Below are 13,563 nucleotides of genomic sequence, written 5' to 3'. Positions count from 1 at the left end.
AGCGAGCGGTCCCCCGTCTTTTTTGTGCGCTCCTGTCGACGCGTCCCCATGGTCTCGCGAGCCCTCCTCCTCGGCACCGGCCGGTCCCCGAAGCGCGCGCTCGGCGCCGTCGCGGCCGCGTTCGTCGCCGCGTCGCTCCTCGTCGCCCTCCCGTGGGAGCCGATACGGACCACCGGGCGGTACCCGATCTGGGCCGCCCTCGTCGCGGTCGGCCTCGCGGGCGCCGGGTACGCCGGCCGCCACCGCGGCGGCCTCGTCGCGGGGTGGGGAGCGTCGTTTCTCGCGACCGTCTGGATCTTCGTCGTCCCGCCGCTCGCGGCGCTCGTCCGCGGCGATACGCTCGGCGACGGCGGCTACGCGGTCCCGCGCCCGTCGATCGTCGCGCTGCGTCCTCGCGCCGAACTGCTGACCGGGCTTCGGATCGGGCCGATCGTCGCGCTCCTGGTCGCGCTCACGCTCGGGAGCGCGGCGTTCGCGCTGGGGGCGGGACTGCGTCGGCGCTCGGTGCGGTGACTCGACGCCCGACTCCTCGCCCCGCTCGGACGCTCCCGCTCTCCGGACAGTATTTAAATTCTCAGCAATCGCCGGGTTTGCGCTCTGAATCGCTCAGTACGGAGGTGGCGGTGAGCGATAGCGGGAGTGAGTATCGCAGATCGGTAGCAGGGATATAGTATTTAAATAACCGTGAGCGACGGCGACAACCGCTTATAAATGGCAGGCGGTGCGGTGGCGCGCCTGCGAGCGGCCGCCATCGGCGGCCGCGAGCCAGCCCGCGAGGTCGCCGGCGGCGAAGCCGCCGGCGGCCAGAGGGACCGAAGGTCCCTCGCTGGACGCGGTGAGCGCTCGGAGAGCGCGAACCGCGAGGCTGGGGAGGCGTGAGGCTGCGGTGCCGTGCGGGGTGGGACTCAAAGGGGCAGCCGGGAGGACGAAGACGCGCGACGCAAGGACCACAGGGAGGGAGCGATAGCGACCGACCGAGGACCACAGCGAGCGCATCGAGTCCTCCCGGCTGGGGCTTTGAAGCCGTTTGTGGTCGATCCACAGTCAACCATTTATAAGCAAGCGACTGGGGCTTTGGAGACTGGCATCCCAGCAGCGGTGATCACTTATAAATAGCCGACAGCAACACCGCGATCCTCCTTATAAACGGCCCCACTCACAACGTACTACACCCACTCCCGAAACCGATCGAGAAGCAACTCTCATCGACCGGCTGTTTCAGGCAAGAATATGTCTGAAGAATAGGGTTTCAACAGAGCCACGGGAATACATCTAAAGAGAGGGATTCCGACGGAGCCGCCCTACTCGAACGCCTTGACGCCCAGCGTGGAGGCCGACGCGCCGCCGATCACCATCGGGAGCCAGTAGACGGCGCCGCGGAAGACTAAGACCGCGGCGGTGATCGCGGGGGCGGCGACGCCGGTCGTCGGGACGAGCAGGCCGACGAGCGCGGCCTCGATACCGCCGAGTCCGCCGGGCAGCGGCGTCGCGCCCGCGACGTACGACAGCGGGACGACGAAGACGGGGACCAGCGGCGAGATCGGGTGCCCGACCGCGGCGAACGCGACGGTGAGCGCGGCGGCCTGGAAGAGCCAGCCGAGGAGCGAGAGCGCGACGATCCCGAGGAGCCGCGGGCGGTCGGTGCCGACCCGCTCGATGTCGGCGAAGAAGTTCCCCAGTCGGTCGGCGAGACCGGCCTCGACCGCCTCGGCGTCGAACCGGTCGAACCGACCGAGGAACGGGCCGACCGCGCCCGGCACGCGGTCGACGACCGCCACGCGGTAGCGCCAGACGAACGCGATCGCCGAGACGATCGCGGCGATCAGCGCGACCGCGCTCGCGACGGCGAACCCGACGCGGTCACCGACCGCGGTGGTGGCCGCGTACGACCCCACGCCGAGGAACACGAGCGACGCGGAGGGGACGACGTTGAGTACGTCGACGCTCGCGATGCCGACGAGGCCGGTCTCGTATCTGGCTTCGCCGACCTTCGAGATGAGCGCCGCGGCGACGGGCTCGCCGCCCGCCTGCCCGAACGGGGTGACGTTGTTCGCGAAGGCGGCGCCGCTGTAGACCAAAAAGGCGGTCCAGACCGACATCTCGACGTCGAGCGCGCCCAGCACGGCGCGGAGCATGAGGCTCCACGCCGCGAGCCAGCAGAGGCCGAGGCCCGCGGCCGCGGCGACGAGGGCCGGGGCGGCGGCCGCGAGCGCGTCGACCACGCGGTCGACCCCGACGACGACGAACAGCACCGCGAAGAGGAGGACGGCGCCGGCCGACCCGAGGATCAGCGCGCGCCGTTGTGGGCCTTCCATAGAACAGGTGACGCCGTAGCGAACTTGAAACGTCTGCTTCGCGTCCGCCGGGACGACGGGCCTTCCCGCGTCTCGGTTCCGCCGTCGGGACCCTGCTCCCGGGCCGGGAATGAGAATACATACGTACCGGCGGGCCGACGACCCACCCAATGGAAGATCAGCGGTTCCTCGAGTCGGACTGGGACTACTGCCTGGTGCTCGACGCGTGCCGGTACGACGTGTTCGCGGACGTGTATGACGAGTACCTCGACGGCACGCTCGAGAAGCGCCGGAGCATCGGTTCGTCGACACCGGAGTGGGCCTACCGCACGTTCACCGGCGACCACGACATCGCGTACTTCTCCGGGAACCCGTTCATCAACGACCTGGGGATCCCGCTGAACGAGCTGAAGTGGGGCGCCAGCTGCGACTACGAGTGGACCGCCTCCGAACACATCAGCGACATCCACGACGTGTGGAAGACCGACTGGGACGACGACCTCGGGACCGTCCCGCCGGAGGGGCTCGCGGACGCGTTCCACCGCAATCGGGACGCCGTCGAGCGCGCCGACCGCACCGTCCTCCACTACATGCAGCCGCACGCGCCGTACCTCTCGCGGGGCAAGGGACAGAAGCTCAAACAGATCCAGAAGGGGATCAAACGCCAGGAGGAGGAAGAAGAGAGCGAGGGCAACGACGACGACGGCGGGCTGCTCTCCTCGCTCAGCGACTCCGTCCGCCCGAAGATCGAGAGCCGGCTCGACGACAGCGAGTTCGCACAGAAGGCCGGCCTGTGGCTCGAACTCGACCCGAAGGACCTCGTGACGGACGGCACGCGCGTGACGGCGCTGTCGATGTACGAGGAGAACCTCCGGATCGCCTTAGAGAGCGTCTCGGAGCTCGTCGAGGAGCTCGACGGCGACGTGGTCGTCACCGCCGACCACGGCGAGGCGTTCGGCGAGGAGGGCGTCTGGGAGCACCACATCGAGACGTACATCCCCGCGCTGATGGAGGTCCCGTGGCTGGAAGTCGAGTGACCGGCCGCGACGGGTCCAGAGACGCGAGCGCCGCGCGGCCGCGAGCGCCGCTCCACCGATGAAGGTCAGCCACTACTTCGAGTTCGAGGAGCACGTCACCGGCGGGATGGCGGCGTCCGTCGACCACCAGCGGAAGATGTTCGACCGAACTGGCATCGACTACACCACCGAGCCGACGCTGGACGCCGACGTGCTCCACCTGAACCTGATGGGGCCGCGCTCGGTCTGGTACGCGCGCCGCGCCCGGAAGGCCGGAATTCCCGTCGTCGCGCACACCCACGTCACCGCCGAGGACTTCGGCGACAGCTTCCGGTTCACGAACGCGCTCGCTCGCCCGCTGAAGCCGTACCTCCGGCGCGCGTACGGACTGGCGGACCGGCTCGTCTGCCCCTCCGAGTACAACCGCGACGTGATCCGCGGGTACGCGGACGTGCCGACGACGGTGATCTCGAACGGCGTCGACCGCGAGAAGCTCGACGGGTTCGAGTCGCTGGAGGCCGAGTACCGCGACCGCTACGACCTCGACCCGCCGACGGTGTTCATGGTCGGCCACGTTATCAAGCGGAAGGGGTTGGAGACGTTCGTCGAGACCGCCCACCGCATGCCGGACGTCGACTTCGTCTGGTTCGGCCACGTCGACCGCTCGCTGAAGGGGCGCGAGACGACGCGGCTCATCGACGAGTCGCCGTCGAACTGCACGTTCACCGGCTTCGTCGAGGACATCCGCGGCGCGTACGCGGCGGGCGACGTGTTCTGTTTCCCGACCCACGAGGAGAACGAGGGGATCGCGTTGCTGGAGGCGATGGCGGCCGGGAAACCCCTCGTCGTGCGCGACATCGAGACGTTCTCGTGGCTCGAAGACGGCGAGGCGTGTCTGAAGGTGGGCAGCGAGGGCGACGAGGGGAGCGCACCCGGCGGAGACGACGACGCCCGCGGCGACAACGTCGAGGGGTTCGTCGACGCGATCGACGAGCTCCGCGACCCCGAGCGGCGGGCGGAGCTCGGCGCGACCGCCGCCGAGCGCAGCGAGGAATTCTCGCTCGACGCGATCGCCGACCGGTACCGCTCGCTGTACGCGGATCTGGTGTAGCGGTCGCCGAGCGGCCGACTCACGACCGATCGCGGATTTTTGCGAAAACCGCAGTTGGTATGTCCGCCGACCGACTCCGTAGAGGCAAATGACCCGAGTGAGCGTTATCGGCTGCGGCAACATGGGGGGCGCCCTGCTTCGGGGGCTCGCCCGCGCGGAGGGGTACCACCTGACGGCGATCGACCTCGACCCCGAGGCGCTCGCCGCGATCGAAGACGCCGTCGACGAGACGACCGACGACGTGGCGGCGGCGCGCGACGCCGACATCGTCGTCCTCGCGGTGAAGCCGGACGTGGCGCCGGCGGTCCTCGACGACCTCGACCTCCGCGCGGACCAGCAGATCGTGACGCTGGCCGCGGGGCTCCCCCGAGAGTTCGTCGCCGAGCGCACCGATGCGCCCGTCGTCCGGATCATGCCCAACCTCGCGGCGGAGACGGGTGACATGGCCGCGGCGGCGACGAACGAGGGCCTCACCGACGAGGTCCGCGCCATGCTCGACGCGGTCGGCGAGTTCGTCGAGGTCGACGAGTCGCTGATGCACGTCTCGACCGCGGTCAACGGCAGCGGGCCCGCCTTCGCCTTCTACCTGATCGACGCGATGAAGCAGGGCGGGATCGACGGCGGGCTCGACCCCGAGCAGGCGGAGACGCTGGCCGCGCAGACGTTCAAGGGAGCCGCCGAGACGGTGTTACGCGACGACCGGAGCGTCGACGAGCTGATCGAGGCGGTCTGCTCGCCCAACGGCACGACGATCGAGGGGATGGACGTGTTGTGGGACAGCGACGCCGACGCGGCGGTCGAGGACGCGGTCGCGGCCGCCGAGCGCCGGTCCCGCGAGCTCGCCGCGGAGTTCGACGATGGCTGAGGACTCGGGCGCCGAGCGCGTAGCCGCGGCCGACGCCGACCGCGTGGGCGCGACCGACGGCGAGCGGGTCGCGGCCGCTCGGCAGGAGGCGGCCGCGGCCGACCGCGTGATCGTCAAGGCCGGGACGAACTCGCTGACCGACGACGACTCGCGGCTCGACCGCGTGAAGCTCGACAAGCTCGTCGCGGACGTGATGGACCTCCGCGAGCGCGGCACGGAGGTCGTGCTGGTCTCGTCGGGCGCCGTCGGCGCCGGGACAGGTCGGCTCGACGAGGGGCCGGAATCGCGCGACGGCGTCGACTCGATCGCGGAGAGTCAGGCGCTCTCGACGGTCGGACAGGGACTCCTGATGCGCCACTACACGCAGAGCTTCGAGCGGTTCGACCAGGACGTCGCGCAGATCCTCGTGACGGGGACCGACCTCGACGCGCCCGAACGGTTCGACAACTTCACGAACACCGTCGAGACGCTGCTGTCGTGGGGAGTCGTCCCGGTCGTCAACGAGAACGACGCGGTGGCGACCGACGAGCTGCGGATCGGCGACAACGACATGCTGTCGGCGTCGATCGCGATCGGGCTCGACGCCGACCTCCTCGTGACGCTCACCGACGTCGACGGCGTCTACACCGGGAACCCGAAGCGCGACGACGACGCGGAGCTGATCGAGGCGGTCGACGACGGGTACGAGCGGCTGCGGGAGATCGTCGGCGACGGCACCGAGACCGACTTCGGCGGGATCCGCACGAAGGTGGAGGGGGCCCACGACGTGAGCCGGAACGGGATCCCCGCGATCATCGCGGGCTCCGCCGAGCGCGACGTATTAGCGCGGATCGCAGCGGGTAAGCCGACGGGCACGCTATTCGTGCCGAAGACGGGTGACGATTATGAGTGAGAGCCACACCGAACCGGACACCGACGTCGAGGCCGACACCGACGAACTGGCACGCCGAGCCGAGCGCGCCGCCCTGCGCCTCGCGAATGCGGACCAGGCCACCCGGAACGAGGCGCTCCGGTCGATCGCCGACGCGATCCGCGAGCGGGAGGCGGAGATACTGGCGGCCAACGCGGAGGACGTCGAGGCCGCGGAGGAACTCCTCGCGGACGGCGAGTACACGCAGGCGTTGGTCGACCGGCTGAAGCTCGACGCGACGAAGGTCGAAGAGATCGCGTCGATGGTCGAGTCGGTCGCCGAACAGGACGACCCGCTCGGCGAGACGCTCGCGGCGCGCGAGCTCGACGAGGACTTGGAGCTGTACCGGGTCGCCGTGCCGATCGGCGTCGTCGCGACCGTCTTCGAGTCGCGGCCCGACGCCCTGGTCCAGATCGCGGCGCTCGCGCTGAAGTCCGGCAACGCCGTCGTCCTCAAGGGCGGCAGCGAGGCCAGCGAGTCGAACCGCGTCCTGTACGAGGCGATCGTCGACGCGACCGCGGACCTGCCCGACGGCTGGGCCGCGCTCATCGAGGCCCACGAGGAGGTCGACCGCCTGCTCGAACTCGACGACCGCGTCGACCTCGTGATGCCGCGCGGCTCCTCGGAGTTCGTCTCCTACATCCAGGAGAACACCCAGATCCCCGTGTTGGGCCACACCGAGGGAATCTGTCACGTGTACGTCGACGCCGACGCCGACCTGGAGATGGCGGAAGACGTCGCCTTCGACGCGAAGGTCCAGTACCCGGCGGTGTGTAACGCGGTCGAAACCCTGCTGGTCCACGAGTCGGTCGCGGACGCGTTCCTCCCGGACCTCGTCGCGCGCTACGAGGAAAGCGGCGTCGAACTGCGCGGCGACGAGCGGACCCGCGAGGTCGTCGACGTCGACCCCGCGACCGAGGCGGACTGGGACACGGAGTACGGCGACCTCGAACTGTCGATCAAGGTCGTCGGCGACGCGTACGCCGCGATCGACCACGTCAACGACCACGGCTCGAAACACACCGAGTCGATCCTCACCGAGGACTCCGAGACGGCCGAGACGTTCATGACCGGCGTCGACGCCGCGAGCGTCTTCCACAACGCTTCGACGCGGTTCGCGGACGGCTACCGCTACGGCCTCGGCGCCGAGGTCGGCATCTCGACCGGGAAGATTCACGCCCGCGGCCCGGTCGGGCTGGAGGGGCTCACGACGTACAAGTACTACCTCGAGGGAGACGGCCACCTCGTCGCGAGCTACAGCGGCGAGGACGCGGTCCCGTTCACGCACCGCGAGCTCGACGGCGCCGAGTGGACGCCGGGCGGGCGGTAGCCGAGGCGGACCCGTGGGAACGGTCGCCGCTCACCCCTGTAACAGGTTCATGACTTCGTCGGCGACCTCGGGCTCGACGGCGACGACGTAGCGCTCGCCCGGGGTCAGCGACGTGTCGGAGCGAGCGATCCGGTAGCCGTCGGCGTCGGAGACGACCACCGCGCCCGCCGGGAAGCGGACCTCGGTGAGCGACTTCCCGGCCGCCGGCGCCCCCTCCGCGACCCGGACGAGCATGATGTCGAGGTTGCCCGTCACGTCGGCCAGCGTCTGGACGTCGCTGCCGAGGACCTCGTTCGCCGCCACCCGGGCCCCGGCCCGCTCGGGGAACAGCACGGCGTCGACGAACCGCGTGTACGCCTCGCCGGCGGTGCGGTCGATCCGGGCGACCGTCCGGACCCCCGGGGAAAGCTCCGTGGCGGCCAGACAGACGGCGAGGTTCAGCCCAGTCTCGCCGGTGAGCGCGGCGATCGCGTCGGCGTCCTCGATGCCCGCCTGTTCGATGATGTCGGGGTCCGTCGCGTCGCCGCGGATCACCGTCGCGATCCACTCGTCGGCGATCTCGGAGACGACCGCCTCGTCGCGTTCGACGATCGTCACCTCGTGGCCGCGGTCCGCGAGGATCTCAGCCGTCTGGAAGCCGACGCGTCCGCCGCCCGCGATCACGATGTCGAGTGCGCTTGGCATGGGTTCAGTCCTCCGTCTCCGGGGCCATCTCTGCCTCGGCGGCCGCCGGCCCGGAGTCCGGCTCCGCGCGCAGCCTGTTGAGTGTGAGGTACGCGGCCCCGCCGAGCAGGATCCACCCGGCGCTGAGCCCCAGCGCCAGCGGGTCCGTCCGCAGCAGGTACTCCACGAGCACCCCCGTCAGGATCAGGTTGAGCGCGATTCCGATCAGCGGCGGGGCGGGGTAGAACGGCATCTCGTAGGGGCGGTGCATGTTCGGGCGCTCGCGGCGCAGCCTGATCGCGGCGACGTTGACGATGACGAACGACAGCAGGAAAAAGAGGCTCGACATGTTGCCGGCGCTCTGGGTCGGCAGGGCGACCGAGCCGAGCATCACCACCGCGCTGGCGAGGATCGCGACGAACGGCGTCCCGTAGCGGTGGTGGATCTGCCCGAAGGAGGGGAGCAGCTGTCCCTCGCGTCCCATCGAGAACGCGACCCGAGAGGAGGCGATCACGACCGCGTTCAGCGCCGTCAGCGTCGAGAACACCGCGCCGAAGACGACGAGCGCACCGCCGTTTTGAATGATCGGCAGGCCGGTCGGCATGAACGAGGTCGCCGCCTCGGCGATGCCCGCCTCTCCCGCCTCGGCGAGTCCGCTCGCGCCGAGCGTCCCGACGGCGACGGCGACGACCGCCAAGTAGACGACCACGGTGACCGCGAGGCTCGCGAAGATCGCCTTCGGGATGTTCTCGCGAGGGTTCTTCACCTCCTCGGTGACGGTGGTGATGAGGTCGTACCCCTCGAAGGCGATGAAGGTGAGCCCCATCGCCGGCAGCACGGCGGCCGCGCCGCTGCCCTCGGGGAACAGCGGCTGGAACTCGGCGCCGGAGAACATCGGCGACGCCAGTCCGAAGGCGACGAACACCAGCAGGATCGCCACCTTGATGATCGTGAACACTGTCTCGGCGCTTCCGCTGGCGGCGGTCGAGACGGCGTTGAGCGCGACGAGCCCGAACACCGCGGCGAACGCCAGCAGGAACCCCACCGGGACCGCCGCGTCGACGACCGGCAGGGCGAGGGCGCCGACCTCCTCCGGCGGCCGGACGACCCCGTACACGTGGAGCAGTTCGAGGAAGTTCGGGGCGAACCCGAGCGCGTACAACGCCCCCGCGATCATGTAGGCGAACCAGAGCATCCACCCCATGATGAACGACGAGAGGTCGTCGAAGATCTCGCGGACGAACGCGTACCCGCCGCCGCTCTTGGGGATCGAGCTGGCGAGTTCGGCGTACGAGAGCCCGGTGAAGGCGGTGACGACGCCGTTCAACGCGAAGACAGCGATCGCCGCCGGGCCAGCGATCTCGGCGGCCAATCCGGTCAACACGAAGATGCCGGCGCCGATCATCGCTCCCATACCGATCATCGTCGCGTCGAGCAGCCCCAGTTCGGCCTCGGGGGATCGGGTCTGTTCCCCGCTCATCGCTCGGGAACGTTCCGTCCGAATTCGTCCATCGTACGCTCGGATTCGAGCGGTCTCGACCACTTCATATCCGATGAGAGTTTCCCCGACCTGGGAATCGTGTCGTGGGCTGATAACGGTTTATCCGCGGCGCCCGTGCCCGGCGTTCCGAGCGTGTAGGAACGTCGGCCGGATTGAAGACGACGCGGGCCGAGACGCGGCACGATGACCCGAACGAAGCGGTTCGTCATCGCCGGCGGGGGTCGGGTCGGGCTACAGACCGCGAAGAACCTCACGGAACAGGGGCACGAGGTGCTGCTGATCGAGGTCGACGGGGACCGCGTCGAGGAACTGGCCGACGAGTACCTCGGACCGGTGATCCACGGCGACGCCACGGAGCAGTCGATCCTCAGGCAGGCTGACCTCGGCGACGCCGACGCGATCGCCGCGCTCACCGACGAGACGGAGACGAACACGGAGATCTGCCTGACGGCCCACTACCTCGAGCCGTCGATCCGGACGCTCGCCCGGTCGGAGACGGCCACGGAGCCGGACCACGACGAGGTCGTCGACGCGACGCTCCTCCCGCAGTCGCTCGGCGGCGACCACGCGGCCGACATGCTCACGGGCGAGGGGATTCGGACGCTCGTGTACCCCACCGCCGACCTCGACATCATCGAGGTGACGGTCGCCGAGTCGGCCCCAGTCGCCGGACGACGGCTCGACGAGGTCGCCCTCCCGGCGGGCAGCCTTCTCATCTCCACCGCGGACCGGGACGGTCTCGCCGGCCCCGAGACGAAGCTGGAGGCCTCCGAACGGTACATCCTCGCGGTGGAGTCCGACGTCGTCGACGAGGTCGTCAACCTCTTTCGAGGCTGATCTCGTCGTCCCCCACCGGACGCCGTGACCGGGTTTCGCTGGATCGCCGGTGACCGCCCGTCGCCCCAACGCCACACTATTCGATATAGCGAGATACGATTTATTTGTTCGGGTTCGAACTGATTTCCGTCGCTTCGAGAACAACGAATAGTAAGTCTCGCCGCCGGTCCGGACGCACTTCGGAATAATTACCCCCGCCGCATCCGCATCGACGCCCATGGTCGACTCCGACTGGGGCGACTGGCTGCCGCGCGCGGTCGCGGACGCCGACCCCGACACGGTGGCGCTGTGGTACCTGGGCTGTAACGGCTTCGCGATCAAGGGGAGCGAGGGGACCGTCCTCTGGATCGACCCGTACGTCGGCACGGGCGACCCGCCGCGCACGATACGCATGATACCGATTCCGTTCGATCCCGAGGACGTGGAGGCCGCGGACGCCGTGCTCGCCACCCACGAGCACACGGACCACGTCCACGGCCCCTCGCAGGCGCCGATCTTAGCGAACACCGACGCCGACCTCGTCGCGCCCGACGACTCGCTCGCGGTCGCGCGCGAGGAGGAGGCGTGGACCGAGGAGTACGCGGTCGAGGAGGCCGCCTTCACCGAGGTTCGGGAGGGCGACGAGCTGCGGATCGGCGAGTTCACCGTCCACGTCGTCGAGACGCGCGACGCCGACGCCACCCATCCGGTCGGCTACGTGATCGAACACGACGCCGGCACGGTGTTCCACGCCGGCGACAGCAAGCCCTCGCCGTCCTTTACCGGGCTCGCGGAGCGGTTCGACATCGACATTGGCGTCCTCGCGTTCGGCTCCGAGGGAACGGTCCCCGACAAGGAGACGGGCGAGCCGGTCCGGACGAAGTGGTACAGCGACGAGAACGAGATCGCGACGGCCGCGAACGACCTCGGACTCGACCGGCTGGTGCCGACCCACTGGGACATGTGGAAGGGACTGACCGCCGACCCGACCGCGCTCCACGACCACGTGCGGAGCTACGAGTCGCCGGAGCGGTTGGAGATAGTCGAGATCGGCGATCGGATCGACCTGTAGACGGCAGTCGAGCGGGCGTTTTCCCGGCGTTTCGGTTATCAACCACGAAACCCGGCCCGTGGAATTTAAGCCCCTGCTCCGGGACGTGCGGATATGAGCGAACGGACGGCGGAGGCGGCCACGACCGTCGACGAGGACGGCATCCGCGTCGAGAAATCCTTCACGGACGACGCGTTCCCCGTGCCCGCGGTGATGTACACCCTCTCTTCGCACCGCGAGGACCCCGTACGGGTGCGTATCGTCGACCGGATCCCGGAGTCGTTCCCGATGGACCGGGTGGGGTTCCACCCGGAGTACGAGAGCGAGAACTGGACGGCGTACAAGGACCACCGGGTGGAGTTCGAACGCGTCATCGACCCCGACGAGAGCGTCGAGACGGTGTTCGGGATCCGCGACGAGGACCCGGATCTCGACGGGTTCCTCGGGACGCCGGTGATCGAACACGTGCCCGTCGGCGAGGAGATAGAGGACGTCCTCGGCGCCGGCGACACGGACGCGGTGCGAGAGGTGCTCTCCGGCGACCGCGCGACCCTCCCCGGAATGGCGGAAGACGACGGGCTGTTGCCGGAGGATCCCGCGGAAGGGTCCGACGAGGCGTCCGAAACCAAGGAGTCCGACGCGGAGTCCGCCGAGGACGAGGCGGGGGAAGACCGTGCGGAACCGGACGCTGACACCGAGGAGCCGGAGTTCGACGCCGAAGCGCCGGAACTCGACGATAAGGAACCGAAACTCGACGACGAGGAACCCGACGCTCCCGAATCTCGCGCGGTCGACGAGGGCACGGCCGCCGTGACCGCACACGAGGGCGACCCGGTCGGTGCCGCGACGGAGACCGAGGTCGAACCCGAACCGGCGGACGACGAGGGTCCCGACAAAACGCCTGAAACCGACGAGACGGGCGCTGAGAAGTCCGATGATGACGAACGGCAGGTCGCCGAAGGCGACGAGACCGAAGCGGACGAACCCGCGAAGCTGCCCGGCGAGGGCGGCCTCGCGGCGGCGCTGGCGGCCGAGATCCGCACCGGGGCGGCCGCCGAGGAGGACATCGCCACGATCGAGGAGGCGTTCGAGGGCGGCGTGCCGCGCAGCGTCGACGTGCGGATCGCCCGCCTCCAGTCGAGCGTGGCCGACATCGAGGCGTACGCGGACGCGCTCGCGGAGTTCATCGACGGCGAGGGGACGGCGCGCGAGATCCTCGACGGGATCGACGAGCGCGTCGACGCCGTCGAGTCCGAGGTCGACGCCCTCGACGACCGCCTCGACGCGGCCGACGACGAGCGCGAGGAGATCGCGTCGGACGTCGACCGCGTCGACTCCGCGGTCGACTCCGCCTCCGAGGCGGTCGACGCGGTCGGCGAGCGGGTGGACACCGTCGAGGACGACGTTGAGGCGGTCGAGGGGGACGTCCGTGGCGTGGAAGCGGACGTGCGGGCGGTCGAAGACGAGGTCGCGTCCGTCGACGAGGCCGTCGAGTCGGTTCAAGACGCCGTCTCGACCGTCGAGAACGACGTCGACGACCTCGTCGCCGACGTCGAGCGGATGGAAGGGCGGGCCGACGCGGTCGAAAGTACCGTCGACGACTTGGGCGACGACGTCGAGACGCTGTACGAGGAGGTCGACAGAGCGGCCGGACGCGCGGAGAACGCCGAGGATCTGGCCGAAGATGCGGATGAGCGCGCCGCGGACGCCGCCGAACGCGTCGACGACGTGGAGTCCACGCTCGACCGCTTCGACGAGGAGTTCGACGACCTGTGGAACGACCTCGCGGAGGTCGACGCCCGGCTGACCGAGGTCGAGGACCGGCTCGGCGAGGACCTCGACGACGTGTCGGCCGAGCTGGACGAGATCAACGACCACCTCGAAGAGCTCGACGAGTTCCGCAGCCGGCTCAACGAGGCTTTCGGCCCCTAAACCGACTATTCCTGACGCTGCGGCGCCGCCGTGGAACGGCGCAATCGCGTCCCGCCGCACCGGTTCAAAAACGC

General features: G+C 69.5%; 12 protein-coding genes. 9 read left to right on the top strand and 3 right to left on the bottom strand.

Annotated elements, in window-relative coordinates:
• Positions 1 to 48: 48 nt before the first annotated feature.
• Positions 49 to 513 carry a hypothetical protein gene (locus CPZ01_RS01185; protein ID WP_096393038.1) on the top strand — a complete coding sequence of 155 codons (465 nt, stop codon included), beginning with the start codon at positions 49 to 51 and terminating at the stop codon, positions 511 to 513.
• Positions 514 to 1,301: 788 nt separating this feature from the next.
• Here CPZ01_RS01185 and CPZ01_RS01180 read toward each other — a convergent pair.
• Positions 1,302 to 2,315 carry a lysylphosphatidylglycerol synthase transmembrane domain-containing protein gene (locus CPZ01_RS01180; protein WP_096393037.1) on the bottom strand — a complete coding sequence of 338 codons (1,014 nt, stop codon included), beginning with the start codon at positions 2,313 to 2,315 and terminating at the stop codon, positions 1,302 to 1,304.
• A 149-nt stretch (positions 2,316 to 2,464) separates the two neighbouring features.
• Here CPZ01_RS01180 and CPZ01_RS01175 point away from each other — a divergent pair, with 149 nt between their 5' ends.
• The 5 genes from CPZ01_RS01175 (at position 2,465) to CPZ01_RS01155 (ending at position 7,526) form a co-directional block, all read left to right on the top strand.
• The gene (locus CPZ01_RS01175) at positions 2,465 to 3,331 is read left to right on the top strand and encodes a hypothetical protein (RefSeq protein WP_096393036.1); all 867 of its coding nucleotides are present in this window, start codon (positions 2,465 to 2,467) and stop codon (positions 3,329 to 3,331) included.
• Positions 3,332 to 3,389: 58 nt separating this feature from the next.
• Positions 3,390 to 4,421 (top strand): glycosyltransferase family 4 protein, encoded by a 1,032-nt coding sequence (locus CPZ01_RS01170; protein WP_096393035.1) that lies wholly within the window; start codon positions 3,390 to 3,392, stop codon positions 4,419 to 4,421.
• Positions 4,422 to 4,542: 121 nt separating this feature from the next.
• Positions 4,543 to 5,286, top strand: coding sequence for a pyrroline-5-carboxylate reductase (gene proC / locus CPZ01_RS01165; RefSeq protein WP_231899223.1), 744 nt, complete (start codon positions 4,543 to 4,545; stop codon positions 5,284 to 5,286).
• Entirely contained in the window at positions 5,279 to 6,178 is a 900-nt protein-coding gene (proB, locus tag CPZ01_RS01160) for a glutamate 5-kinase (protein WP_096393033.1), read from the top strand. Before proC ends, proB begins: the two co-directional genes overlap by 8 nt.
• Positions 6,162 to 7,526, top strand: a complete 1,365-nt coding sequence (locus CPZ01_RS01155) for a glutamate-5-semialdehyde dehydrogenase (RefSeq protein ID WP_096393032.1) — start codon at positions 6,162 to 6,164, stop codon at positions 7,524 to 7,526. The genes proB and CPZ01_RS01155 overlap by 17 nt, the downstream gene beginning before the upstream one ends.
• 30 nt (positions 7,527 to 7,556) lie before the next feature.
• Here the strand turns inward: CPZ01_RS01155 and CPZ01_RS01150 are convergent, their stop codons facing one another.
• Positions 7,557 to 8,210: a potassium channel family protein gene (locus tag CPZ01_RS01150; RefSeq protein ID WP_096393031.1), complete on the bottom strand. Its 654-nt coding sequence runs from the start codon at positions 8,208 to 8,210 to the stop codon at positions 7,557 to 7,559.
• A gap of 4 nt (positions 8,211 to 8,214) precedes the next feature.
• Positions 8,215 to 9,669, bottom strand: a complete 1,455-nt coding sequence (locus CPZ01_RS01145) for an APC family permease (RefSeq protein WP_096393030.1) — start codon at positions 9,667 to 9,669, stop codon at positions 8,215 to 8,217.
• Positions 9,670 to 9,873: 204 nt separating this feature from the next.
• On the opposite strand from CPZ01_RS01145, the gene CPZ01_RS01140 reads away from it, so the two are divergent.
• The 3 genes from CPZ01_RS01140 (at position 9,874) to CPZ01_RS01130 (ending at position 13,489) form a co-directional block, all read left to right on the top strand.
• Entirely contained in the window at positions 9,874 to 10,527 is a 654-nt protein-coding gene (locus tag CPZ01_RS01140) for a potassium channel family protein (protein WP_096393029.1), read from the top strand.
• A gap of 217 nt (positions 10,528 to 10,744) precedes the next feature.
• On the top strand, positions 10,745 to 11,578 hold the full coding sequence (locus CPZ01_RS01135; RefSeq protein ID WP_096393028.1) for an MBL fold metallo-hydrolase: 834 nt from the start codon (positions 10,745 to 10,747) through the stop codon (positions 11,576 to 11,578).
• Between the two features lie 93 nt (positions 11,579 to 11,671).
• Positions 11,672 to 13,489: an alanine-zipper protein gene (locus CPZ01_RS01130; protein ID WP_096393027.1), complete on the top strand. Its 1,818-nt coding sequence runs from the start codon at positions 11,672 to 11,674 to the stop codon at positions 13,487 to 13,489.
• The last annotated feature ends 74 nt before the right edge of the window (positions 13,490 to 13,563 follow it).

The sequence above is a fragment of the Halorubrum trapanicum genome (assembly GCF_002355655.1).
In the GTDB taxonomy this organism is placed as follows: domain Archaea; phylum Halobacteriota; class Halobacteria; order Halobacteriales; family Haloferacaceae; genus Halorubrum; species Halorubrum trapanicum_A.
The sequence above is the reverse complement of the archived record's forward strand: the minus strand, read 5'-3'. Positions and strand labels throughout refer to the sequence as shown.